The sequence below is a fragment of the Wolbachia endosymbiont of Tetranychus urticae genome, from assembly GCF_046529255.1.
Classification (GTDB): Bacteria; Pseudomonadota; Alphaproteobacteria; order Rickettsiales; family Anaplasmataceae; genus Wolbachia.
The window spans coordinates 1477992-1504018 of record NZ_CP114181.1; the positions used below are offsets into that span (position 1 = coordinate 1477992).

The following is a 26027-nucleotide window of genomic DNA, read 5'->3' on the forward strand; positions in this document are numbered from 1 at the left end:
AAAATAGAGAGGTATAAATGGCATTAAGGTCAAAACTGTTAGACGAAAAAGTTGTAAATTTGGCGAAAGAAATGTTAAAAAAGGTCAGAAATAACGCATATGTTTCAAAAAAGTTACAAGCGGTGATAGCAGGAAAAGAAAGTAGTATAAGCGCTGTGGCAAGAATATGTAAAATTTCAAGGACTGCTTTGACTGAATGGATAAAGCATCTAAAATTTGGTAGAGTAGAAAAATTATTTTCCCCTTCTCAGCGGCGAAGAAAAAGCAAATTAAACAAAAATCAACGTGAGCAAATTGAAATATGGGTAGAAAGAAATCCAAATATTACTATTAAGGAAGTGCAAATAAAAATCTCAGAGGAATTTGGCCTAAACATTAGCAAATCAACAGTGCATCGTGAGATACAAAGGATGAAGTTTTCTTATATAACACCGAGGCCAATTCACCATAAACAAGATAAAAACAAGCAAGAAGAGTTTAAAAAATACTTCAATAAAATAGTCAATTCCCACCCTGAAAAGGAGGTATTTTTTTGATGAATCACGATTTGGAACTCATTCAAAAATCGGACACGGATGGTTTAAAAAAGGGGTCAGAACGCAGGTTAAATGAAAATTGGTAGACAAAATTTCTATATCTACAGTGCGGTAAATCCAAGAAGTGGTAAGAAAATTAGCCTACTTGCTCCATATGTAAACACTGATTGTATGAATATATTTCTGGAGCAGATGTCGAAAGATTTAGGCACGAAAAAAGCCTTTCTTGTAATGGATTGTGCAGGCTGGCATAGATCAAAAAGTTTGAAAATTCAGAAAAACATTACCATTATATACTTGCCTCCTTATTCACCAGAACTGAATCCTGTTGAGAGGTTGTGGCAATATATCAAACACAATACTTTACGCAACAGAGTCTACGATACCATAGGCTTACTTGAAGATGTTCTGTGTAATTTTATTGTCAGTATTTCCAGTGCTACTATTAAACGAGTTTGTAATGTTTCTTATTTGTTCGATTAGTAATGGAATTTGGTATAACATCGCTCTACAAATCAGAGTTTTCGAAGTTGCCTTCATACACTAGGTTTGTTGCTCTAAAGTCCAGGGTTTTGTGGCATTTAGCCATGCTATTACAGTGCCTTTGCGGATGGTCAGAACTTACTGGAATCTCATACATAGATACAACTCCTATTGCAGTTTGCCATGCAAAAAGAATATCAAGAAATAAGGTTTTTGCTGGAATTGCAAAATTAAGCAAGAGTACATATGGCTGGTTTTTCGGCTTTAAACTACATTTGATAATTAACGAGAAAGGTGAAATTCAAGCTTTTACGCTTACAAGAGGTAATGTTGACGATAGAGAGCCTGTAGCAAACCTAACTAAGAAATTAACCGGTCTTTTGTTTGGTGATAAAGGCTATATTAAAAAAGAGCTTTTCCAAGAGTTGTTTAACCGCGGTTTGAAACTTGTTACCAAGGTGAAAAAGGGGATGAAAAACACATTAATTTCACTACATGAAAAGATTTTGCTGAGAAAAAGGTCGATCATTGAGACGATTTTTGGCTACCTCAAAAATAGACTTGAAATTGAACATACTCGCCATAGATCTCCCGTTAATTTCTTGGTTCACATCTTTTCTACTCTTATTTCCTATTCCTTGAAATCCAAAAAGCCTTCCATTTCCTATACTTTCTTCCTTCCTTAATCCAGAATTAGCGTTAGCATGGCTAAATGCCACAAAACCCTGGGCTTTAGAGCAACAAACCTAGTGTATGAAGGCAACTTCGAAAACTCTGATTTGTAGAGCAATGTTAGGTAATGCAGGTAGAAAGCCTTAAAATTTTCACAGGGAGATTGCTGATACAGGAGGATTATTGTGATAATTTCCGAATGTGTAATTTCTGGCACTCTTGTGGGTTTTTACCGTTTGGCAGTAGTTTATCTGCAAAATTTTTCTCTATATCTCTGCAAAAATCATCGACCAGACAAAACAGTTTTGTTATATCTTCCATGGGTAACCTCATCTATTTTTTTCTATTTGTTGCGTTTACCCTACTCTCCTGACTTTTCTATTCTCTTTTTAATCCAGAATTAGCGTTATGATTAGGTTGCTTGTGAGCAATTTGGATCCCAGTGTCAAGCACTGGGATGACATTATTTTTGCTTTAATATTTACACATTAGCCATGCATCTGAACAGATACTACTTAGGTCCTTTCAAGACAGGTTCTTAGGGTCTACGGTATAATTAAGAAAAGCCCCAGTTGTCGCTAATTTTTATTTCTACTTCAAGTGGTGTAGAGATTTCTATCGCATTTTCCATTACGTCTTTCATAAGTTTTGCTGTTTCTTGTACCTTGTCGTCCTCTACTTCAACCAGTAGCTCATCGTGGACTTGGAGGATTATTTTACCTGTTTTCAATTGATCAAAAAGCTGAATCATTGCACGTTTTATTATATCAGCGGCGGTTCCTTGCAGCGGTGCATTTATTGCTGCCCTTTCTGCAAATTGTCTTAGATAAGGAATTTTATTATTTATGTCTCTTACAAAACATCTTCTACCAAACAAAGTCTCTACATAACCATGATTTCTCGCGATAGATACTGCTTTTTCCATATAGACCTTTATTTCTGGGTAACAAGAAAAATAGTAATTAATGTATTCAGCAGCCTCTTGAAAGGTAATGCCAAGTCGCTTTGCAAGGCCAAATGGACTAATGCCATATATAATGCCAAAATTAATGGTTTTTGCTTTGCGTCTTAATTGCTCATCTATTTCTTGCACTCCAAAAACTTGTCTTGCGGTAATATCATGAATATCTTCCTTATTTGCAAAAGCTTCTTTAAATGCCGCAACATCTGCCACATGTGCCAGGAGTCTTAATTCTATTTGCGAATAGTCGGCAGAAATTATCTTGCACCCTTTTGGCACAATAAACGCTTGCCTGATAAGACTACCTTCTTCGCTTCTGATAGGAATATTTTGTAAATTAGGATTGCTAGAGCTCAGCCTTCCAGTTGCAGTCACAGTGATTGAAAAGCTTGTATGTATCCTACCATCAAGCGGATCAACCTGTTTTATTAACGCGTCAGTATAGGTACCCTTTAATTTACTTAGATGTCGCCAACTTAAAATTTTACCTGCGATTTCTGTACCCTCCTCTTCAAGTGCCTCTAGAACTTCAGAGTTGGTGCTATAAGACCCGGATTTTGACTTTTTCTTTTTACTTAGACCTATTTTATTAAATAAAATATCACTTAATTGTTTTGGTGATGCAATATTAAATTTTTCTCCTGCTAAGTTATGTATATCGTTTTCAAATACAGCAATTAGCTGCTCAAACTTATCAGACAGTTCCTGTAGTTTTTGAATATTAAGCAGTATTCCGTTTTTCTCCATATCAAATACTACTTTCATGAGAGGCCTGTCGAAGCGTTCGTAAATCGTAAAAAGTTTTTCCTGAAATAATCTTTGTGTCAGTTTCTCATGGATCGCTATTAAAGTTTTTGCCGAAAAATTTTCTACATTCTCACTCAAATTATGCGCAACTATGTTTGGAATGCTGTGATCATACTTACCTGTGTCAAGACTATATGACATGATCATCAAGTCATCAATTGAGTCTAGCACTCTCTCTATTGTAGGAAATATTTCTCTGATCTTTCTAATATCATGTATTATTTTAAGCACCCCATTTGAAAATAAAGTTGAATTTATTATAGTGAGTGCATCTTGTAGGCAGCTTTGATCTATGTAGAAAATATTATCTTCACTGCAAGATAAGGAGATTTCGTTTAATGCATTGTTTTCAAAGTGGCAATGAATTGCAATTTTACCTTCATATCTGCAATGCTCCAAAAATTTTTCTAATTCTTCACTACTATATTCTGTTTTCTCTTTTGTGCTAGATCCACTATAAGAAAAGAACTTTTCTACTTTTCCTATCAATGAATTAAATTCATATTTCTTCAAAAAGGATAACAATTTTTCCATATTTGGAGGATGGACTTCATATTTTACAATATCATGTTGAAGATCTACTTTTTTGCATAGTGACAAAAGTTCTCTTGAAATTAGTGCTTTTCCCTTATGCTCAGTAAGAATATTACGAACTCTTGTTTGCTCAATGTTATTGATGTTTTCTATAATGTTATCCAATGAATCAAATTCATCTAGTAATTTAGCTGCAGTCTTTGGCCCTATTCCTGGAACGCCTGGAATGTTATCAGATGCATCTCCAGTTAGAGAAAATAAATCAAGAAGCTTATTTGAATTTACACCAAATTTTTCTATCACTTGTTTTTCATCTACGTATATATTTTTGATAGGATCAAATATTAGAATGTTGTAATTCAAAAGTTGAAATAAGTCTTTATCTGATGAGACTACTACTACTTTAAAGTCTTCGTGGTTGGCATATTTTGCAGCTAGTGTTGCAATTATGTCATCTGCTTCATAGCCTTCAATCTCTTCATAGCTGAAGTTAAAAGCTTCTACCGCTTCTCTCAGTATTGTAAATTGTGGAATTAGATCCTCAGGAGGTGTTACTCTGTTTGCTTTGTACTCAGAATACAAACTGTGCCTGAAATTTTTTTTGCCAGAATCAAGTGCTATAGTTAAGTAGTACGAATGGGGAATATACTTCAGAACCATATTAAGAAAACCGTACACAGCACCTACTGGAATACCAGCTGTGGTAGTTAAATGATGTAAGACATAGTAAGCCCTGAAAAGAAAACCATAACCATCAATGATTGTGAAAGTTTTTTCTTTCATTGTAGATATTTATGTGTGCCTTTGATGGTCTGTTATTTAGCTATAAAAATCAAGCTCTTGTTTCCTATAGCCAAAATAATCATAATGCTATAGTTACTATAAGAAAACATATTACGTAAGGGAATTAACTATTCTGCCACAATTTTGCTCTATCACTCTTGCCATATTTAATATTCCAGCTTCATCGTAATAATTTCCAATTACTTGCAAAGCAAGTGGTAAGCCTTCATTGGAAAGTCCAACAGGCACAGAAATAGCAGGTAACCCTGCTAAGCTTGCCGGCACGGTAAACACATCATTGATGCACATAATTAGCGGGTCTGGCTTTTCATTTAAGCCAAAAGCTTCTGTTGGAGCAGATGGCACAAGTATGTAATCTATTTTTTCAAACGCTTTTGTAAAATCATTTCTGATTAATGCCCTAATGCACTGTGCTTTTTCATAATACTCATTGTAATGATCTGAAGAAAGCGCATAAGAACCAATTAAAATTCTCCTTTTCACTTCTTTACCAAAACCTTCTGCTCTTGTTAGCGAATACATTTCTTCAAGGGTATCAGCATCAACCCTAAATCCGTAACGTACACCATCATAGCGAGCAAGATTAGATGAAGTTTCAGCAGAACAAATTAGATAGTAAACCGGTATCGCATATTTAGTATGAGGCAGAGCAATGTCAACAACTTCAGCACCATTTTCTTTTAAATTGGAAGAAACTTTTTCCCAATGATGAACGATTTCTTCTGAAATTCCATCCATTCTATATTCTTTTGGTATACCAATGCGCTTACCCTTGATATCACCATTTATAAGATTAGAGAATTTAGGCACTGGCCTTTTGCTCGATGTTGAATCTTTTTCATCATAGCCACAAATTGTTTCCAGCATTAACGCTGAATCAGAAACGGAACGAGTAATTACTCCTGCTTGATCAAGAGAGCTCGCAAATGCAATCATACCAAAACGCGAACACCTTCCATAAGTTGGCTTTATTCCCACTACTCCGCAATAAGCTGCTGGTTGACGTACAGACCCACCAGTATCGCTTCCTAATGCTCCAGCGCATAAAAACCCAGCAACTGATGCTGCAGATCCACCAGATGATCCACCAGGAACAACTTTTTCTCCGTCACTTTTTCTAATCCATACATTTTTAACAGGACCAAAATAGCTATTTGTGTTCGCAGAACCCATAGCAAACTCATCCATATTAAGTTTACCAAGCATGGCTGCTCCACTTTTTAAAAGCACATTAGATACCGTAGATTCATAAGTCGGGACAAAATTTTCCAGCATTTTTGAGCATGCTGTTGTTTTTATTCCTTTTGTACAGAATAAATCTTTAACACCAACTGGTATGCCCATAAGTGGTGAAATATTATCTTTTTGTTTCAAGAAGTATTCATCTGCTATTTTAGCAGCTTTTATCGCGATTTCTGGGGTTTTTGTTACAAATGCATTCAGTTGCTCATTTTCAACTGCATTAACATGCGTCTCTACAAGCTCAACAGCAGAAAAATCTCTCCGCCTAAGTCCATCATACATCTCTGTAATAGTGAGCCTTCTCAATTCATTCATTAATATTCAATTTTAGCGAGGCATTAATTATAACAACAATAGGACAGAAAATCTATATATTTATGATCGAAAACGGTAATACAACCGAGATCAATTCAAATTTCTGAAATGGATTGGTTAGTAGTACGTTTTAAATAGCCGGTTTGGCACACAATGCTAAGCCATAAGGGTTTAGCGTTTCTAAAATCAAATATCAACATCATGCACGTTAAGTGCATTGTTATTTATAAAGTCACGACGTGGTTCAACTATATCACCCATTAGCACCGAGAATATGCTATCTGCTTCTTCACAATCTTTTATTTCAACTTTTAGCAGAGTTCTAGTTTCTGGATTGAGTGTAGTTTCCCAAAGCTGATCAGCATTCATTTCACCAAGGCCTTTAAATCTCTGCAGAGTTAAACCTTTTTTACCATAATCCATCACTATTTTTGCAAGTGCACTTGGAGACTTTATTTTTATTTCAGTTTCTTGCGACTGTAAAAATGAATCACCATTAAATAAGTCAATTATGTTATCAAGAGAACTCAATATATTCCGTATTTCTTTGCTTTCAAGCATACTAAGCGAGAATACATATTTGTCTGCTAACCCTTGAAACAATTTAGCAATGTGAATTTCCTCATCTTTTACTTCTACTTCCCAAGTATATTCACTATACATCAATTTTAAATATTTTAATATCTCATCAGCAGACAATAGAGCATTCTTTTTGCTTAAAATTAGCAATGATTCTAAGAGATCTTTTGGTATTTCCCTATCATAATTTTTGCTAATGTTTGAAATACTGAGGCACTTATTCAAAACGAAACGCAAATCTTTGCCTACACCATTTAATGTTAATCTTTTAATCGCTGAATTTACTATATACTCTTCAAAAGTTTCATCATCTTTGATATAAGTATCTTTAGCATTTTTTGTAACTTTATAGAGCGGTGGCTGCGCTATGTATAAATATCCTTTCTCAATTACTTCACGCATATGTCTAAAAAAGAAAGTTAGAATCAAAGTTCTTATATGCGAGCCATCAACGTCTGCGTCTGTCATAATGATAATTTTATGATACCTAGTTTTTTCAATATCGAAGTGATCACTCCCTATTCCAGCCCCAATTGCCGTGATCAGAGAGCCAATTTCTGCAGATGAAAAAATACGATCCAGCCCTGCACGTTCTACGTTTAGAATTTTCCCTCTTAAAGCAAGTACCGCCTGTGTTTTACGATTACGTCCCTGCTTTGCAGTACCACCTGCAGAATTACCCTCTACTATAAACAATTCCGATAACTCAGGAACTTTTTCCTGACAATCGGCAAGCTTTCCAGGTAGAGTTGCAATATTAATATTGTTTTTATTTTTAACTAACTCTCGTGCTTTTCTTGCGGCTTCTCTTCCTTTTGCTGACCTAATCGCTCTTTCTACTATACTTGCTGCTAACTTGGGGTCAGTTTCAAGTATTGTACTCAACTTGTCAAAAACTATGCTCTCTACAACTGCCCGCGCTTCAGAACTGACCAATTTATCTTTTGTCTGTGAAGAAAATTTAGGATCAGGCATCTTGAGAGATAAAACACAAGTTAAGCCTTCTCTAACATCTTCTCCAGTCAAATTCACTTTTGCCTTCTTCAAAAAACCTTCATTGTTTGCATAGTTATTGATACATCTGGTTAGTGCAGATCTAAACCCTGCCAAATGCGTACCACCATCCCGTTGTCTTATATTATTTGTGAAGCATAGCATATTCTCATAGTAGGAATCATTCCACTCCATTGATATTTCCACACTGGTACCTAGATCTTTTACATCATCTCTAATGCTGGCAATTTTAGTAACATGTGTCTTATTCTTGTCTAAGTACCGTACAAAATTAGCTGTACCAAAATTATCTTCAGACTCTTTACTATCGTTAAAATGAGACTTTAAATGTGGTTTATTACGGAGATCACACAAAATGATCTCAATATTTGAGTTTAAAAATGCCAATTCTCTGATGCGACTCTCAAGAGTGGAGTAACTAAAATCAATACTACTAAAAGTCCCCGTTGATGGCATAAACGTTACTCTAGTTCCTCTTTTACTTGTGTTTTCATTGACTACCTTTAAAGATTCAACAGACTCACCATCTTCAAAGCGCATAAAATGTTCTTTTTTATTGCGCCAGATGGTTAATTCCAGCCAACTCGATAACGCATTAACAACTGAAATTCCAACACCATGTAATCCTCCGGAAACCTTATAGGTATTGCTGTCAAATTTACCTCCTGCATGTAGTTGGGTCATTATTACTTCTGCTGCTGATATTCCTTCCTCTGGATGAATGTCTGTTGGAATGCCACGACCGTTGTCGGTTACAGAAACTGAACCATCTTCATTTATGCTAACTTCAATCTTACTACAATAACCAGCCAAAGATTCATCTATCGCATTGTCAACAACCTCATACACCATATGGTGCAAGCCTGATCCATCATCAGTGTCACCAATATACATACCCGGACGCTTTCTTACAGCATCAAGACCTCTTAGGATTTTTATTGCGTCAGCGTTGTAGTTACTTTCCATGGAATTGCTTTATTTATAAATATTAATTAATATTACATTTGTATGTGCTGATTAGCAACATCTTTAAGTTGAAAGAAGGATCCTTGACATGTAGATAAAACATAACATATCACCTACACGAAGTGGTTTTACATGTTATTTCAATACATAAACTTAAGTTCAAATAATCCAAACTCTGCTTCATATTTCAAGATAAATGGCTAGAATCAAATACAATTTACCTTCTCCTTTCAGCTGGACTTTCTAGCTCAACATAGGATAAGTTGCTCATACACTCTTCTAATATTTCTTTCTGTTTATTACTATCCAGCTTATTGTTGAATTTTTGGCACTCCTTTTCAAGCGTTGCACGCACAGCCATAAAATACTTTATCACCTCATTTGATAGCCCTTGCAGAATTGTTTCTTGCTCTTCTTTTGAAAATTTTTTTAGTTCTTTCTTAGATATTTCAGGGAATTTTTGTGTGATCGTTTCTTTTATCATTGCTCTAGCCTCTTCTCCATCGAGTGTAATAACCACTGATGGATGTAAGCCAGATAAAGACTCAAATAATTTATTGTATGTTCCACCTGCACAACTTTGACCTTGATTACCGTAAGTTGTTGCAGCGTCTACAAGACCTTTTAAAAACATACTTTTCTGTTTTTTATGTCTTCATCATTCAAAGGAGTTCTTTGATTTTCTGTCCCTGTATTTCTATCATTGCAGGCTTTCCAACATAAAATAGCTGCTTGCTTTAGTGTTAACTTACTATGATTGCCTTTAAAATTATCTCCTGTTCTATTGATAAATCTTAAGCATTCAAGTGCATGAGATTTATCGCCTTCTGTAAATTCATTTGACTGTTTGATGTACTCTTCAATGTCGGTTGTGTTGCCTCTATTTAGCTGTACATAGAATTCATCTTTGCTTAAATTCTCTTTATACTTTTCTATGAGTCTATCAACACTCAAGTTTATACTAGCAACTGCACTTGGGTCATGAGTAGTTTGTGCCATAAAAGGAATGGCTGCTAAATCTTGAAAGAAAATAGGCCTTTCTTCCTCTGGAATTTGTTGTATTAAATCGTTAAACTGCTGTATTTCTTCAATGAGTGATTTGTTTAGCAAACATAAGCACAATATAGGCAGTACCAAAAGCACACAGGAATTAATAATGTGTATAATTAAAAAAATGCTTAATGTTATTCTAATAACATTTTTTGGCCACGCTGATAATCTTTTTTCATTTTCCCTTGGTTTGAAAAAATAATTTACTAATGATAAATACAAAGAGAGCTGTACAAGAAGAAAAAATGAAGGAATCATACTTACTAATAAAACTATCTTAATGAATCTTTTAATTTTATTAGTGTTGTTGTAAGCATTTTGCACTCTTTCTACTAAAGCCTGTACTCTATTTCTATTTTGCTGTTGATTATTATTTTGACCTGCAAACATAACACACACCCTATTCTAACATTAATATGTCATGCTATAGAAAGAATGTAAATAAAGCAAGGAATTTAGAGCTGCTTTTATTTTTGTTTGATTGGGGATACCACTTCTATACTTTCCGCTCCATCTAAGGTACTATTTGGTTTTTCTACAGTAATCTTGGGAGTTACTTTATTCTCGATATCTTCTCCATATGAGCTAAGTACTTCAATGGCCTTTTCATTCCCACTATTGAGTGCAATATCCAAGGCATCCATTCCAGCTTTATTTTTGTGATTGATAAAATTCTTCAACCGATCTCTACCAAATCTTTCTATATATTGTTTAATGATGAGTTCCACTACTTTTCCAGGACAATTATTAGCAGCAGGAAAAAGTATTGTGTCGTTATTATTATCTTTTTTCGTTATGTCTGCTTTGAGTTTATTTATCAAATACTCGATAACTTCTACTCTGCCATCATCCTTTGCTTCAGTGCATTGCCTAATAGCTAAAAATAAAGCTGTACGCCCATTATTATCAATATCTTCAATATTCTGTCCCTTGTCAACTAATACCAATTCTCATTATTAATGAACCAAATAAGAAGCATAGCAGAGTTGTTTAACCGTGGAAGGGGAAAGAGAGGTAATAAATTTACACAAAGCGCATTCAAGCAGAACGATTGTATCGTAGATTTTATTGCGTAAAATGTTCTGTTTTATATATAACCAAAACCTCTCAACAGGATTGAGTTCAGGTGAGTATGGTGGTAGGTATATAATTTCGATATTTTAAACGCTAATTCTGGATTAAAAAGAGAATAGAAAAGTCAGGAGAGTAGGGTAAACTCAACAAATAGAAAAAAATAGATGAGGTTACCCATGGAAGATATAACAAAACTGTTTTGTCTGGTCGATGATTTTTGCAGAGATATAGAGAAAAATTTTGCAGATAAACTACTGCCAAACGGTAAAAACCCACAAGAGTGCCAGAAATTACACATTCGGAAATTATCACAATAATCCTCCTGTATCAGCAATCTCCCTGTGAAAATTTTAAGGCTTTCTACCTGCATTACCTAACATTGCTCTACAAATCAGAGTTTTCGAAGTTGCCTTCATACACTAGGTTTGTTGCTCTAAAGCCCAGGGTTTTGTGGCATTTAGCCATGCTATTACAGTGCCTTTGCGGATGGTCAGAACTTACTGGAATCTCATACATAGATACAACTCCTATTGCAGTTTGCCATGCAAAAAGAATATCAAGAAATAAGGTTTTTGCTGGAATTGCAAAATTAAGCAAGAGTACATATGGCTGGTTTTTCGGCTTTAAACTACATTTGATAATTAACGAGAAAGGTGAAATTCAAGCTTTTACGCTTACAAGAGGTAATGTTGACGATAGAGAGCCTGTAGCAAACCTAACTAAGAAATTAACCGGTCTTTTGTTTGGTGATAAAGGCTATATTAAAAAAGAGCTTTTCCAAGAGTTGTTTAACCGCGGTTTGAAACTTGTTACCAAGGTGAAAAAGGGGATGAAAAACACATTAATTTCACTACATGAAAAGATTTTGCTGAGAAAAAGGTCGATCATTGAGACGATTTTTGGCTACCTCAAAAATAGACTTGAAATTGAACATACTCGCCATAGATCTCCCGTTAATTTCTTGGTTCACATCTTTTCTACTCTTATTTCCTATTCCTTGAAATCCAAAAAGCCTTCCATTTCCTATACTTTCTTCCTTCCTTAATCCAGAATTAGCGTTAATAGTAATATTGGGGTTTTCCTCTATCCACAACTCAATTCGTTCAAGTTGACTTTGGTTCAATATAGTTTTTCTACGGCGTTGAGGTGGAGCAAATAATTTTTCTTCTCTTCCAAATTTTATGTGCTTTATCCATGTAGTAATTGCCTTTCTCGAAATGCAACATATTTTTGCTACAGCTGTTATACTGTGCTTTTTTGCTGCAATTACAGCATTTAGTTTTTTTGCAACATACGCATTATTTCTTACTCTCTTCAGCATCTCTTTTGCTGATTTCACCACTTTTTCATCCAATAATTTTGATCTTAATGCCATCTAAACCTCGCTATTTTACTTACTTCAGTATGGCTTTTTTCCATTATTTTCTATTCGTTGCTTGTATAGCGGGAATTGGTATAAGGCTTGTATTACACTTTTATTTCCATATAAAGTAGCAAGGTGAAAAGGTGTATGTCCTTCAGTGCTTTCTCTTTCATCAATTGACGCACCATTGCTAGCTAGCAATTCTATAAACTCTGGCGTGTTTGCAAAAATTGCAAGGTGCATTGGTGTTAAGTCATCTTTGCCATGATTTCCAGTTTTTGCGTTAACGTTTGCTCCGTTATTTATCAGCAATTTCGCTATTTCAAACTGCTTACACCCGATAGCAATATGTAGTGGTGTACGATTACGTTCATAATTATCATTGACATTTGCACCAAACTTTATTAGCAGCTCTTTAGCTTCAATATCACCCATCCGAATTGCAGAGTATAAGGAAGGAGATTCATCTTTTTCTATTTCCCCTGTCATACGAAATTAAGAACACAACAATTCATATATTATTAAGAATTATTATTAAGTTTTATTAAAATGATATTAACAATAGCTAAGAAATTAAATTTTCATTAAAAATTAATCTCTATCAATGGTTATATAAGCAAATGTTTATATAACCATTCCAAAAGTGAAGAAGTGAAAAAAAGCTTTTCATGAGAAATTATAAATGATAAATTGTTAATAATGAATTATCGAGAATAAATTATGTGCTTTGGTTTACCTAACATAAACAGAGAAGGTTATTTATTTATAGTTGTTTCCTTTATCGTAACATGTATAGCATTCTCTATGTCTTGGGGAGCTGGAATTACTTGCTTATTTCCAACGTTATTATGTACCTATTTTTTTCGTGATCCAGCAAGAGCTGTACCAAGCAATAAGGATTTTATATTAAGCCCCGCTGATGGTGTGATTTCAAAGATAGAAGAAGTTAGTTACTCTTTATCAGGAGAGAATGAAGAAGAAAAGAAATTTACACTTGTCAGCATATTTCTAAGCGTTTTGAATGTCCATGTGAATCGTATACCAATATCTGGTACAATAAAGGAAATGAACTATAAAAAAGGCAAGTTTGTTTCTGCAATGAGTAATAGATCCAGTAATGAAAATGAAAAGCAGATTATTGTGATTGAATATGAAAAGGGAAAAGAAATCATTGTGGAACAAATAGCTGGATTTATTGCACGCCGCATTGTTTGTAATTTGAGGACATCTCAGAGCGTAAAAGCAGGTGAAAGATTTGGAATTATAAGATTTGGTAGCAGGGTAAATATTTATATCCCTGCTGGGATAGAGGTAAGAGTCTCAGAAGGCCAAACTGTTATTGGTGGTGAGACAGTTATAGCAGATTTAAATAAACAAGAGAAGCTTACTTTTGATGTTATATGAATAATGATGAAAGTAACAGTAAATCCTTACCTATTACCAAGTTATTTCCAAATTTTATAACTTTACTGGGTTTATGTGCTGGCCTTACTTCACTTAAATTCACATTTAATGAACAATGGGAATTTTCAGCAATTTTTATTATCATTGCAGCAATAATAGATGGAATGGACGGCAGGATAGCCAGAATTTTAAAATCAACTAGCGATTTTGGAGCACAACTCGATTCTTTTGCAGATTTTCTAAATTTTGGTTCAGCACCTGCTTTTCTTTTATATTTTTGGAAGTTAAATGAAATTAAAGTTGTAGGATGGATTTTAGTAATGATATATGTAATCTGCATATCAATAAGACTTGCCAGATTCAATGTTTCGTTACATTCAGAACAATTATACTGGAAAAAATTTTTCTTTTCTGGCGTTCCAGCTCCTGTATGCGCTTTACTTGCTCTGTTACCAATAATTATTACCTTTCAATCTCATGAGAGTGAATACTTACTTCTTATAGAGCAATTTTTTAACGTAAAGAATACAGCTTGTTACTTTTTGGCCATTTCATTTTTTTCGATAAGTCATATTCCAACTTTCTCTGCAAAGTACATTTATGTTCCTAGAAGCCTATCCTATATATTTGTGTCGTTTTTTGGAATATTGATCATACTGTTTATAAGCAAGCCCTGGATAACACTACCAATTTTAGGCGCATTGTATATACTTACTATTCCAATAAGCACTGGACTTTATATATACTACACATATAAAACTCATTAGCTATATAAAAGTAGTGAGCAGCATGATTGTAAAAGCAACTGATCTATTAAACTCTTTTTTATATATAAAGATATTCAACATACCATTTATAATTATTTGGGTAATTGCAACTGGGGTTTTTTGTACGATTCGATTCAAATTCGTTAACTTTAGGTTGTTCAAATATGGGATACAAACACTATTCAACCTAGAGAGCCATAATAATAACGGCATAATCACCCACATTCAGGCATTTGCAACGGTAATTTCAGGAACAGTTGGTCTTGGAACAATATCAGGAGTTGCAATAGCTATTACAATAGGGGGGCCAAGTGCAGTTTTTTGGATGATAATTACCGGAGTACTTGGCATGTCAATAAAATTTGCTGAAGTAGTGCTTGCATTTACTCATCGCTCTGAAAACACAACTGGTGGGGCTTTTTGTTATATGGAACATGGACTTGCAAAGATTGGATTTATGAAGACTGGCAAATTCCTTGCATTTATCTACGCAGTTATGCTGCTTGTTGCAATGATTCTAGGCGGCATACCATTTCAGGCAAATCAAATTGCAGCGTTGTCAAGTAACTTATTTGAATACAACACATCTGTTATTATCTCGCTATTTGTATTAATTGTAATACTGGGAGGAATAAAGCGAATTGCTTTAGTTGCAACAGGTTTAGGGCCGATCATGATAATGTTATATATAGGCATGTGTATATATTTAATCTGTGTAAACGGAAATAATCTACTGAATGCTCTATCTATAATATTTCAAGATATCTTTAACAAATCAGCTATAGGAGGTGGAGTATTGAGTGGATTAATAGCAGGGGTAAGAAGGTCAGTGTTTGCTAATGAAGCAGGTACTGGAACAGCAGCTATAGCACATTCGATTGTAAAAGAGAAAGACCCAGTTAAAGTTGGAAGTGTTGCAATGATTGCACCATTTGTAGACACAATATTAGTCTCATTTTTGACTGGTATTGTGATAATTATCACCGATATGCATATCACTAATACCGTAGGTGATATTACGTTAATTAGCTCAGCATTTTCAACAGCCTTACCTTTATTTAGCAAGCTAGCTCTTCCGCTGATAATGTTTTCCTTTGCATTTTCCACAATAATAGCTTACTATTACTACTGTGAAGTTGCCCTAGTGTACTTATTTGGTAACAAAAAAGTACTGATATTGTTTCAGTTTTTTATAGTAGTTTCGGTGTATATCAGCTGTATATCAAAAAATATAGAATTTATATCTTATTTAGGTGATAGCCTGTTTATGTGCCTTATGATTCCAAATGCTGTTGCGATATATCTACTGAGAAGGGAAGTCTTAAATACAATAGATTCTTATTACAAAAGGTATTAAACATGATTTATAGAATGCTTTATATAGTGTTATTTTGCCTACCATTTAATGATGTATACGCTGCTTCAGTTTTTCATAAAAGTTATGACACTGCATTAAATGGAGTAAGCAACTTCATGAATGAAGTGTTGTTTTTCAAGATCTTTCACGTACCATTTATAATTCTTTTATTGGCCTTTGGTTATATATTTCTAACACTACGTTTTAGATTTCTCAACATAAGGATGTTTAAGCATGCGTTCGCTATTTTATGTGGAAAATATGACACAGATCATCATGATGGTCACATTACGCATTTTCAGGCATTTGTAACCGCGCTATCAAGCACAGTAGGCCTTGGAACTGTTGCTGGTGTTGCAATTGCAATTTCAATGGGAGGGCCAGGAGCGGTACCTTGGATGATGATCACAGGCTTTTTTGGTATGTCTGCAAAGTTTGCTGAAGTAACTTTAGCATTCAGACACAGAACAGAAGGCCAGGAGCAGTTATTCAGTGGTCCCTTTCAATATATAAGAAATGGACTAGAGAAATTTGGATTTAAGAAACTTGGTATTGTCCTAGCTGCAATATATGCAGTGTTTTTTATATTATCAGGTCTTGGTGGAAGTGTGGCATTTCAGACTAACCAAATGGTTTCAATATTATCTGGCTATTCAAGCTGGATAGATAGTCATCCTTGGGTTCTTTCCTTCATAATTTCTACATTACTTGCTCTAGTGATTATCGGTGGAATCAGGAGAATAGCTAGAGTATCTTCTGCACTAGTGCCTATTATGTCACTCATATATATCTTGAGTTGTTTCACGATTATTGCATTCAATATTCACAATTTTAGCAATACATTAAAAATATTGTTTTCCAGTATGATAGACTTCAATGCTGTTGGTGGAGGAGTAGTAGGAGCATTTGTCGCTGGGATTCAAAGGGCAATTTTTGCCAGTGAAGCAGGTGTTGGTTCTGCTGCAATTACTCACGCTGTAGCTAAAGATGAGGAGCCGGTTAGGACTGGTCTAGTTGCTATGATAGAACCATGCTTTGATACAATGTTAATTTGTTGTTTGACAGGAATAACAATAGTAATAACAGGCGCATACCAGACTGGCATTGGCGAGGGAATATTGATCACCCAAAAAGCATTTGAAACAGTTTCTTCTTGGTTTCCTATACTTTTAACCATCGCTGCGCCTTTGTTTGCGTTTTCCTCAGTAATTTCATTTGTATATTGTTGTGAAATGGGATGGCTGTATTTGTTTGGTGTAAAAAGTGTAGTAATATATCGTATAGCGGTGGTGGTAGTTGCATTTTTGTCAGGTTTGTCTAAAGATATAATGGCTATTGCTAATATTGGTGGGGCTTTATTCTCTTGTTTAGCACTCATCAATATGACAGCACTTATACTGTTTAGCAATCAGATTAACAATGAAGTCCAATGTTATCTAAAAAGGCTAAGGAATAACAAAATTAGCTAGATTTCTGCTATGATAGAGATATTTGTAGTCTTTGTATTATCTTACATATTAGGTTCAATACCGTTTAGCTTAGTTATTGCAAAAATAAATGGTATAAATTTAAGAGAAGTAGGTTCAGGAAACATTGGTGCTACAAATGTTGCAAGAACAGGAAATAAGAGACTTGCTGTCCTCGCATTATTTTTAGACTCTTTGAAAGGATTTGTCGGGGTTTATACAGCACAACAATTTTGTGATAATAACGATTTTTATATATATGTATCTGCAATTTTAGCAGTTCTAGGGCATATGTTTCCTATTTGGCTAAGGTTCAATGGAGGAAAGGGGGTTGCAACAACTTTGGGAGTTTTAATAGCACTTAACATTTCTATAGCATTAGCATTTGTATTTGTCTGGCTAATAGTATTTTTTATCTTTCGGTACTCCTCTCTTGCTTCCTTGGCTGCTAATGCAGCAGCTGTTATAGCATCTTTCTTTTTTCAAAAGGAGTTATTCCTTATACTACTCACTGTAGCGATATTAATTTTCTTGAAGCATTACAAAAATATTGCAAATCTTCTACAAGGCAGAGAGCATAAGTTTCTATAAGCAATGAGATGTTAAATCACTGACACTTAAACTACGAGATAAACTGCTTGATGGTATTATTTTACCTTCTTTATTTAAGATTGTAATTTTTACTCTTGTTATACTCTCTACTTCTTGAGGTATTAAAAATTCATCTTCAATGAATCTTTGCTTCACTTCTTGTATTTTTTCATAAAGTGTGGTTACATTGCGCTTATTTTGATTATAAATATCTTCAATCTCTATCTCTAGCCTGTGTGAAGCTTCTTTTTTTAACATGTTATTTATCACTGCTTCTGTTATTGCTAGCTTTTCTTGCAGAATTTTCTTTATTTCTTCTTTATCGTCTCTGCTATTTTTACTCAGTTCCGTGTATACCCTATAACACCTTTTCTCTAGTGGTAACGTTCTTAAACTATCTAATACCAAATTACATTACTAATCGAACAAATAAGAAACATTACAAACTCGTTTAATAGTAGCACTGGAAATACTGACAATAAAATTACACAGAACATCTTCAAGTAAGCCTATGGTATCGTAGACTCTGTTGCGTAAAGTATTGTGTTTGATATATTGCCACAACCTCTCAACAGGATTCAGTTCTGGTGAATAAGGAGGCAAGTATATAATGGTAATGTTTTTCTGAATTTTCAAACTTTTTGATCTATGCCAGCCTGCACAATCCATTACAAGAAAGGCTTTTTTCGTGCCTAAATCTTTCGACATCTGCTCCAGAAATATATTCATACAATCAGTGTTTACATATGGAGCAAGTAGGCTAATTTTCTTACCACTTCTTGGATTTACCGCACTGTAGATATAGAAATTTTGTCTACCAATTTTCATTTAACCTGCGTTCTGACCCCTTTTTTAAACCATCCGTGTCCGATTTTTGAATGAGTTCCAAATCGTGATTCATCAAAAAAATACCTCCTTTTCAGGGTGGGAATTGACTATTTTATTGAAGTATTTTTTAAACTCTTCTTGCTTGTTTTTATCTTGTTTATGGTGAATTGGCCTCGGTGTTATATAAGAAAACTTCATCCTTTGTATCTCACGATGCACTGTTGATTTGCTAATGTTTAGGCCAAATTCCTCTGAGATTTTTATTTGCACTTCCTTAATAGTAATATTTGGATTTCTTTCTACCCATATTTCAATTTGCTCACGTTGATTTTTGTTTAATTTGCTTTTTCTTCGCCGCTGAGAAGGGGAAAATAATTTTTCTACTCTACCAAATTTTAGATGCTTTATCCATTCAGTCAAAGCAGTCCTTGAAATTTTACATATTCTTGCCACAGCGCTTATACTACTTTCTTTTCCTGCTATCACCGCTTGTAACTTTTTTGAAACATATGCGTTATTTCTGACCTTTTTTAACATTTCTTTCGCCAAATTTACAACTTTTTCGTCTAACAGTTTTGACCTTAATGCCATTTATACCTCTCTATTTTATCTACTCTAGTATCACTTCTTTCCCATTATTGTCTATCTGTTCTTTACATAGTGGGAATTGGTATAACATTCTGGCCACTTGACCCTTAATAGTCTTCTTGGCTTTCAATTTTAATTCTTTTACTTCTTCTTTTATTATTTTGCTAGCTATTCCCTTAGCTTCAGTTAAAGATGAGTCCTTGAGAAAAAAATCTGTTCTAAACGCTAATTCTGGATTAAGGAAGGAAGAAAGTATAGGAAATGGAAGGCTTTTTGGATTTCAAGGAATAGGAAATGAGAGTAGAAAAGATGTGAACCAAGAAATTAACGGGAGATCTATGGCGAGTATGTTCAATTTCAAGTCTATTTTTGAGGTAGCCAAAAATCGTCTCAATGATCGACCTTTTTCTCAGCAAAATCTTTTCATGTAGTGAAATTAATGCGTTTTTCATCCCCTTTTTCACCTTGGTAACAAGTTTCAAACCGCGGTTAAACAACTCTTGGAAAAGCTCTTTTTTAATATAGCCTTTATCACCAAACAAAAGACCGGTTAATTTCTTAGTTAGGTTTGCTACAGGCTCTCTATCGTCAACATTACCTCTTGTAAGCGTAAAAGCTTGAATTTCACCTTTCTCGTTAATTATCAAATGTAGTTTAAAGCCGAAAAACCAGCCATATGTACTCTTGCTTAATTTTGCAATTCCAGCAAAAACCTTATTTCTTGATATTCTTTTTGCATGGCAAACTGCAATAGGAGTTGTATCTATGTATGAGATTCCAGTAAGTTCTGACCATCCGCAAAGGCACTGTAATAGCATGGCTAAATGCCACAAAACCCTGGACTTTAGAGCAACAAACCTAGTGTATGAAGGCAACTTCGAAAACTCTGTTTGTAGAGCAATGTTAGGTAATGCAGGTAGAAAGCCTTAAAATTTTCACAGGGAGATTGCTGATACAGGAGGATTATTGTGATAATTTCCGAATGTGTAATTTTTGGCACTCTTGTGGGTTTTTTACCGTTTGGCAGTAGTTTATCTGCAAAATTTTTCTCTATATCTCTGCAAAAATCATCGACCAGACAAAACAGTTTTGTTATATCTTCCATGGGTAACCTCATCTATTTTTTTCTATTTGTTGAGTTTACCCTACTCTCCTGACTTTTCTATTCTCTTTTTAATCCAGAATTAGCGTGTTCTAAGTAAATTTTGGTTTAAAAGCTCCAAAAAGACTTTTCCTTTGATATTTTCGAGTTGATCGTCTAAACCATCCCCCTATAGTTTATTTGTTATGTGCTGAGACAGCGCAAAGTGCTCTAATTTATTTAACTTTACAGAGTTAATATTTTTCATTAACGTCAGCACAATTTGTTCACTATATTGAGAAGTAAAACTCAGTAAATTTCTCATTAAGGAAATACTTACTTCTGCAATAAAATCATCAACTATTTTTTGACTTTTATCATCTTCATAATTATTTTGGGCGTTATGCCAAGCCCTAAGAATTTCTTTACTGTTCTTCTTATTTTTTAGCCTGTCTAACATAAACTTACGTGCTTCATTTTCTGCTTCTGTAAGGAGCATTTGTCTAGGTGGTGTAAATTTAATCTCTGGATCGGAATGAATACCCTCTAATGTACTTAACATTCTGTAGATAACACCAGTAAAACATGTGTTAGGAATTCGTTCTTTTCTAGAGAAAGCTTGGCTATCTAGTAAATTTGCAATCAACGCGTCTTTTTATTTTTTACAGCTTCTCTATCTCCATCATTGCAGGCTCTAAGAACTAACAGAAGAATTTGTCCACCAGTGAAACCAGAGCTATGTTTCTCATTACCTTTGCAAAAATCTTGCAAAAACATTACTAATTTTCCCTTATTCTCATTACTAAATGGTTGGCCATCAAGCATATGTAAGTGATTTATATATTCAATAAACTCTTTAAATCCCTCATTATTAATAGTGTCTTCAGATACTTGTTCAGTATATTTATCTTTTAATTTGTCAATATTTTTAATGATATCATCATTTAATTGATGGGGTAGTAAATGCTCATAAGTACCATCAAACTTATTTGTCATACTGCGAGTATTTTCTTTTATGCCTTCTAAAAAGAAACTTATAGCAGCTTTGAGTAACGTAAATGGATTAAAATCCTTTGGCCTTAATTCACTTTGTAATAGAATTAAAACCATTGCAAGTGGTATTGTTGCAAGTAACGAAACGAGCAGAAAAGTAGTTGTAAAGGTTAGATATGTTACAGAAGCAAAAAATACAAGGAAAGATGCTATCTTAATTTTATTTTTCTCAAAAAATATTTCCCAATATTCCTTTTTACTTATTTTTTCCTGCTTTGCAGCTTTTATGTCTTTATAAACGTAAAAAGTTTTTATTTCAGATCTAAAAAACAATGTGGCAAAAGATAAAAAGACATTGGCAGGATTAACTAAAATGCTTAAAGAAACAAAAGCTGCGAAGTAACTTGCTGTCTTTAATCTGTAATAATCCTTTCCAGGAAATTGTATTTGGGAAATACCTATCATAGCCTACTCTCTATAATATTATGATATTGTAGTAATAACAAATAGCCCATAGATGTCAATGCTTAAGTATTTTACTGTCTACGCACTCATCGTATTCAATTTCAACTGTAGAGTGTGCAATTTCAAATCTATTTAATAGTATTTTTTTTATCTCATACAGAATATTAGTATGTTGCCCATTTTGCTTTATCTTGGCATGCATAGTAAGTATAAAATAATTATCAGATAGTGACCATGCATGTATATGATGCACATCTATCACTTCAGGTAACTTAGATACAATCTCACTTTTTATCTCCTCAGCAGATACACTCTCAGGTGTACCTTCAAGGAGTATATGGCAAGAATTCTTGAGAATTTTATATCCACTGTTTAAGATTATTACACTGACAAATACTGACAAAATAGGGTCCACTATTTGCCATCCGGTAAACATGATAATTATGGATGCAAGTATAGCAGCTACAGAACCTAAAATATCTCCGATAACATGCAATACAGCACTTTTTATGTTTATATTACTTTCGCATTTACTATGTAATATAAAAAAGACTATAATGTTAGAGATCAGGCCAAGTGTGGCAATTATTAGCATTACTTTCCATTCCACATTGACTGGACAAATGAATCTCTTTATTGATTCAATTATAATGACCGCTGCAATGAAAAATAGAGTTAAACCATTAACAAATGCTGCAATTATCTGCAATCTGTGATACCCATATGACCTCTGTAAATCAGATTTCTTAGCTGAAAATTTGTGCGCTATCCAGCTTAAAATCAAGGCAAAAAGATCAGTGAGCATATGCCCTGCATCTGATAGTAGAGCAAGCGAATGTGAAATTACTCCACCTACTATCTCCATAAGCATTGTTATTGCAACTATTATTATGGAATAAATTAAGCGCTTGGACTCTGCTATTGAGTGTTTGCCATTGTGCACTGCTGTCATATAAAATCTTTTTATGAGCAAAAAAACGTGGGTAACACTGGGCTCGAACCAGCGACCCCTTGCACGTCAAGCAAGCGCTCTACCAACTGAGCTAATTACCCATCGTAGCTTTAGTATAGTGCTTCAGTGAAATGAAAGTCAATTTGCTTTTAGACTTCTTGCTGGATTAAGCCACTTGACAACCCTTCCATTTTTCCTTAAAATAAAAGTGAGAGCTTGTTTTTAATCCCTGCGGATTTAACGACAAAATTTAGTAAAAACCTCAGGTATTTATTGGCAAATTACATAAAAATTATAGAGGCTTTTTTAGTTTTTCAGCCAAAATCCACTTAAAATAAGCATTAGTACATTATTAAAACTTCCTACTATGGAATTCTTTTGCCTTTTTTCTGTTTAGTAAACTTCTTAATATTTATAATTCCGCTACTTATTAACAGCTACGTGAGGTCAGCTATGGAATTTTAGCTATATTCTAAATTTTACATATCGAGTTAACTATCTATACTTTTTTATTAAGATGTAAATTATATCAATATGAGAATTTACGCTTTTTTATATAGGTTACATATAAGATTGAAACATGTATTTAAAAATGAAACGGAGGACGAGATGTCTAATTATATATCAAGACAAACTAGGGTTATAAAAGACGAATTACAAACAACAGGTAGGGTTAGAGCAAATGATGATCAATCTGTTGAAAACGTAAAGATTACAAATGATCATGCCTTTTATAAGCTCATTTGTGAAAAGCAAGCTCATGGAGATGTTTCAACAGAGCAGTTTAATTCGCTATATTATGACATCTCTGAAAAGATGATAAGAAAACCTTTTACTATTCAAGAAATAAATAACTTCTGTAAAGAGAAAGGAATTCCTCTGTTTGAAATAAATGAGTTACTTACTCTTGTACCAAAGGATGAAACAAAATGCTATGCAGATTACGAAGTGAACTCAGTAAGAGGTCATGATCATGGGTATATGGCTGATCAGATTAATATTAAAGCCTCATATATAGAAAAAAGTTCAATCGATCACCCGGATTATCAAAATTACATTGTGGACTCAGATTCATACTATAAGTTTATATACAAAAAACTCATATTAGAAACTCTAAGAGATAGAGCTCTTGATATGTTTAATGGCGGTAAAACTGAAGAGCAAGTAAGAGAGTATTTAAATAGGATAAATACTAGCAATAAAACAGTCAAGGAAGTTAAAGAATTGCTAGAAAATACCCCTGAAGGAAGTCTTAAGAAATGGCTCGATGACCCATTAAATAAAGGATATACAGATGTAGAATATCATGTGTTATATGAAAAAATCTCTGAAGAACTTGTGCACACTAGTATGAGTGTTGATCAAATTAAAGGAATATATAATCAGTATGGTATAACACCTCCAATAGAGAGTGAACTTGAAGGGATGAAAAAAGTTCAGGAGGAAACAAGGTCGAGTGAGCATTATGAACAAAAAACAGGTTTAAAATTCCAAGGTAGAATAAATCTAAACGTTACAGATGATAGTGCTGAAAATAAGTTTAATTTAAACATTGATCTATTTCAGGACAAAAGTTTTGAAGATTTGATTGATCAGAACAACGATGGTGTTATTAACAATGAAGGCCTTCTGAAGGCATTGGAAGATACTGTCAAAACATTTAATAAAGTCTTCGGAATAAAGAAAGATAACAATCCACTCTTAGCACATGGAAACGTTGCTAATTTTAGATTGTTCCTGTTTAAAAATAAGGAAAGTTATGAGGATTGTTTAAGTAAAGGGTACTCCGGAAAAATACCAGGTGGTGGTGCAGCAGAATCCTCTGATAATAACTATATCAGTAATATGTATTCTCATGCTGAAAATGGGAGAAATAATGGCGATTTTACCCATGATGGAAAAATGGATCACAATGATTATAATTACGTTGTAAAGCATGAGCTTGTCCATGCATTAACATTCTACTTAACTTCTAAGCTTGATCTTGGCACAGTTTTAATGGAAGGGTTAGCAGAGTACGTAACACACTTAACACAAGGAAAAAAACTTGCTGATTTTGCAAAACTTGTTGGCGAAAAATACAAGGAGCATACTTTAGAAGAGATAATTAAAGGAGCTATTGATCCTTATGAAACAGGCGCAGCAGCTATTGCATATATCGAAGAAACTTATCCGAATTTCATTGATAATTTACTTTACGCAGCAACAGAAGATAGGAAAACTCTAAATGGTCGTTTTTACTTCAAGGAAATGATGACAAAGATCTATGAAAGCGAAGGAGAAAAAATCAAAAACGGGAAAGGGTTTTCTAATTGGGTAAAAGCTAACTCAAGCACAGAAGATAGCGCTGTTAAATCTCACCATATTCAATATGATCAACAAGACGAAGAAAATGAAGTACACTCAAAAGAACAAGTAAATGAAGATAGAGCTACTACTGCTTCATTTCGTGGTTTGGAAGTACCTAAAAAACCAGTAATGCATGCCCAAAATGAAGAAAAAATTATTCTAAAAGACACAATCTTGAAAATAGAAAAGAACTATGATCGAGATGTAGAAGGGAAGCATAAGGCAAATGTAACCATAGATTACAATGATGTAAAAGCTTTGTATAATAGGGCAGAAGGAGAAGATAAATCCTCTGTGTTAAAGTTTTGGAACAAATTGCACACATCAGATTATAAAATTGGTACTTTGCCGGAAGAAAAGTATTACTTTAAAGATGGCAAATTTGTAGTTCATGATAGTGATACGACAAAGCTTATAGTGTTACCTGAAGATAAGGTATCTATGAAAATAATGAAGGATGGTAATAGTTATAGTTTGGCTATATCAAATGGTAATGGCAAAGTAATAAGCAGCATTAGTAAAATAGATAATCCAAATTACGAATTGCTATCAGATTCAAGGCACTTCAGCTTAGAAACACAAGATAACTTTGAGTTATTAGATCAACATCATGAATATGATCTCTATCTAGAGAATGGTTTTGTGAAAATGTTCGACTGCGCAAGCGATCACGTTTATCACGATCATAACTCAGCCTATATATAATATACAAGGAGGGCCCTGCCCTCTTCTTGTCATTCAATTCGATGTTACCCCAGTTCTCTCTTCTGTCATCCCAGTGCTTGA

General features: G+C 34.0%; 13 protein-coding genes, 1 tRNA gene and 11 pseudogenes. 9 read left to right on the forward strand and 16 right to left on the reverse strand.

All coding sequences use genetic code 11. From position 1 onward, the window contains the following. The first annotated feature begins 17 nt into the window (after positions 1–17). Both O1Q06_RS07735 and O1Q06_RS07740 read left to right on the forward strand, forming a co-directional pair. Positions 18–1019: pseudogene (locus O1Q06_RS07735) on the forward strand (IS630-like element ISWpi10 family transposase). 26 nt (positions 1020–1045) lie between these two features. Beyond that, positions 1046–1705 (forward strand): annotated as a pseudogene (locus O1Q06_RS07740) (IS982 family transposase); the annotation flags it as partial. Positions 1706–1719: 14 nt separating this feature from the next. Here the strand turns inward: O1Q06_RS07740 and O1Q06_RS07745 are convergent. From O1Q06_RS07745 to O1Q06_RS07780, 8 genes and pseudogenes are all read right to left on the reverse strand, one after another. After that, positions 1720–2012: pseudogene (locus O1Q06_RS07745) on the reverse strand (IS982 family transposase); the annotation flags it as partial. Positions 2013–2247: 235 nt separating this feature from the next. Further along, positions 2248–4776: a DNA polymerase I gene (gene polA, locus O1Q06_RS07750; protein WP_410542586.1), complete on the reverse strand. Its 2529-nt coding sequence runs from the start codon at positions 4774–4776 to the stop codon at positions 2248–2250. A 111-nt stretch (positions 4777–4887) separates the two neighbouring features. Beyond that, a complete protein-coding gene (gene gatA, locus O1Q06_RS07755) occupies positions 4888–6354 on the reverse strand; it encodes an Asp-tRNA(Asn)/Glu-tRNA(Gln) amidotransferase subunit GatA (protein WP_410542587.1) in 1467 nt (488 codons plus the stop codon). Positions 6355–6540: 186 nt separating this feature from the next. Then, a complete protein-coding gene (gene gyrB, locus O1Q06_RS07760) occupies positions 6541–8913 on the reverse strand; it encodes a DNA topoisomerase (ATP-hydrolyzing) subunit B (RefSeq protein ID WP_410542588.1) in 2373 nt (790 codons plus the stop codon). 217 nt (positions 8914–9130) lie between these two features. Next, entirely contained in the window at positions 9131–9547 is a 417-nt protein-coding gene (locus O1Q06_RS07765) for a hypothetical protein (RefSeq protein ID WP_410542589.1), read from the reverse strand. Next, positions 9538–10353 carry a hypothetical protein gene (locus O1Q06_RS07770; RefSeq protein WP_410542590.1) on the reverse strand — a complete coding sequence of 272 codons (816 nt, stop codon included), beginning with the start codon at positions 10351–10353 and terminating at the stop codon, positions 9538–9540. The genes O1Q06_RS07765 and O1Q06_RS07770 overlap by 10 nt, the downstream gene beginning before the upstream one ends. A gap of 77 nt (positions 10354–10430) precedes the next feature. After that, positions 10431–10904: pseudogene (locus O1Q06_RS07775) on the reverse strand (ankyrin repeat domain-containing protein); the annotation flags it as partial. A gap of 15 nt (positions 10905–10919) precedes the next feature. Continuing rightward, positions 10920–11123: pseudogene (locus O1Q06_RS07780) on the reverse strand (transposase); the annotation flags it as partial. 90 nt (positions 11124–11213) lie between these two features. Between O1Q06_RS07780 and O1Q06_RS07785 the strand changes: the two are divergent. Next, positions 11214–12082, forward strand: a pseudogene (locus O1Q06_RS07785) (IS982 family transposase). Here O1Q06_RS07785 and O1Q06_RS07790 read toward each other — a convergent pair. Continuing rightward, a pseudogene (locus tag O1Q06_RS07790) lies at positions 11993–12412 on the reverse strand (IS630 family transposase); the annotation flags it as partial. The pseudogenes O1Q06_RS07785 and O1Q06_RS07790 sit on opposite strands and share 90 nt — an antisense overlap. A 36-nt stretch (positions 12413–12448) precedes the next feature. Continuing rightward, a pseudogene (locus O1Q06_RS07795) lies at positions 12449–12889 on the reverse strand (ankyrin repeat domain-containing protein); the annotation flags it as partial. A gap of 231 nt (positions 12890–13120) precedes the next feature. Here O1Q06_RS07795 and O1Q06_RS07800 point away from each other — a divergent pair. The 5 genes from O1Q06_RS07800 to plsY are packed head-to-tail and all read left to right on the forward strand — an operon-like array spanning position 13121 to position 17985. Continuing rightward, entirely contained in the window at positions 13121–13804 is a 684-nt protein-coding gene (locus O1Q06_RS07800; protein ID WP_410542591.1) for a phosphatidylserine decarboxylase, read from the forward strand. Further along, positions 13801–14571: a CDP-alcohol phosphatidyltransferase family protein gene (locus O1Q06_RS07805; protein WP_064086015.1), complete on the forward strand. Its 771-nt coding sequence runs from the start codon at positions 13801–13803 to the stop codon at positions 14569–14571. Before O1Q06_RS07800 ends, O1Q06_RS07805 begins: the two co-directional genes overlap by 4 nt. Before the next feature lie 22 nt (positions 14572–14593). After that, positions 14594–15928 carry an alanine/glycine:cation symporter family protein gene (locus tag O1Q06_RS07810; protein ID WP_410542592.1) on the forward strand — a complete coding sequence of 445 codons (1335 nt, stop codon included), beginning with the start codon at positions 14594–14596 and terminating at the stop codon, positions 15926–15928. Positions 15929–15930: 2 nt separating this feature from the next. Beyond that, complete coding sequence (locus O1Q06_RS07815) at positions 15931–17397, forward strand: alanine/glycine:cation symporter family protein (RefSeq protein WP_410542593.1); 1467 nt, start codon at positions 15931–15933, stop codon at positions 17395–17397. 9 nt (positions 17398–17406) lie between these two features. Beyond that, complete coding sequence (plsY, locus tag O1Q06_RS07820) at positions 17407–17985, forward strand: glycerol-3-phosphate 1-O-acyltransferase PlsY (RefSeq protein ID WP_410542594.1); 579 nt, start codon at positions 17407–17409, stop codon at positions 17983–17985. Here the strand turns inward: plsY and O1Q06_RS07825 are convergent. The 6 genes and pseudogenes from O1Q06_RS07825 to O1Q06_RS07850 form a co-directional block, all read right to left on the reverse strand. Further along, positions 17980–18393 (reverse strand): hypothetical protein, encoded by a 414-nt coding sequence (locus tag O1Q06_RS07825; protein ID WP_410542595.1) that lies wholly within the window; start codon positions 18391–18393, stop codon positions 17980–17982. The two genes, plsY and O1Q06_RS07825, sit on opposite strands and share 6 nt — an antisense overlap. A gap of 9 nt (positions 18394–18402) precedes the next feature. Next, positions 18403–19404, reverse strand: a pseudogene (locus O1Q06_RS07830) (IS630-like element ISWpi10 family transposase). Positions 19405–19637: 233 nt separating this feature from the next. After that, positions 19638–20506 (reverse strand): annotated as a pseudogene (locus tag O1Q06_RS07835) (IS982 family transposase). A gap of 85 nt (positions 20507–20591) precedes the next feature. Then, positions 20592–21940, reverse strand: a pseudogene (locus O1Q06_RS07840) (hypothetical protein); the annotation flags it as partial. Between the two features lie 55 nt (positions 21941–21995). Beyond that, positions 21996–22892 carry a cation diffusion facilitator family transporter gene (locus O1Q06_RS07845; RefSeq protein WP_410542596.1) on the reverse strand — a complete coding sequence of 299 codons (897 nt, stop codon included), beginning with the start codon at positions 22890–22892 and terminating at the stop codon, positions 21996–21998. A gap of 28 nt (positions 22893–22920) precedes the next feature. Then, positions 22921–22993, reverse strand: a tRNA-Val gene (locus tag O1Q06_RS07850). A gap of 508 nt (positions 22994–23501) precedes the next feature. Here O1Q06_RS07850 and O1Q06_RS07855 point away from each other — a divergent pair. After that, positions 23502–25946 (forward strand): hypothetical protein, encoded by a 2445-nt coding sequence (locus O1Q06_RS07855; RefSeq protein ID WP_410542597.1) that lies wholly within the window; start codon positions 23502–23504, stop codon positions 25944–25946. Positions 25947–26027 lie beyond the last annotated feature (81 nt).

Bases quoted from the DNA above. Each gene is read 5' to 3' on its own strand.
- gyrB (WP_410542588.1), bottom strand. From the start codon at position 8,913: ATGGAAAGTAACTACAACGCTGACGCAATAAAAATCCTAAGAGGTCTT.
- O1Q06_RS07855 (WP_410542597.1), top strand. From the start codon at position 23,502: ATGTCTAATTATATATCAAGACAAACTAGGGTTATAAAAGACGAATTA.
- O1Q06_RS07800 (WP_410542591.1), top strand. From the start codon at position 13,121: ATGTGCTTTGGTTTACCTAACATAAACAGAGAAGGTTATTTATTTATA.
- O1Q06_RS07770 (WP_410542590.1), bottom strand. From the start codon at position 10,353: ATGTTTGCAGGTCAAAATAATAATCAACAGCAAAATAGAAATAGAGTA.
- O1Q06_RS07805 (WP_064086015.1), top strand. From the start codon at position 13,801: ATGAATAATGATGAAAGTAACAGTAAATCCTTACCTATTACCAAGTTA.
- O1Q06_RS07765 (WP_410542589.1), bottom strand. From the start codon at position 9,547: ATGTTTTTAAAAGGTCTTGTAGACGCTGCAACAACTTACGGTAATCAA.
- gatA (WP_410542587.1), bottom strand. From the start codon at position 6,354: ATGAATGAATTGAGAAGGCTCACTATTACAGAGATGTATGATGGACTT.
- O1Q06_RS07810 (WP_410542592.1), top strand. From the start codon at position 14,594: ATGATTGTAAAAGCAACTGATCTATTAAACTCTTTTTTATATATAAAG.
- O1Q06_RS07815 (WP_410542593.1), top strand. From the start codon at position 15,931: ATGATTTATAGAATGCTTTATATAGTGTTATTTTGCCTACCATTTAAT.
- O1Q06_RS07845 (WP_410542596.1), bottom strand. From the start codon at position 22,892: ATGACAGCAGTGCACAATGGCAAACACTCAATAGCAGAGTCCAAGCGC.
- plsY (WP_410542594.1), top strand. From the start codon at position 17,407: ATGATAGAGATATTTGTAGTCTTTGTATTATCTTACATATTAGGTTCA.
- polA (WP_410542586.1), bottom strand. From the start codon at position 4,776: ATGAAAGAAAAAACTTTCACAATCATTGATGGTTATGGTTTTCTTTTC.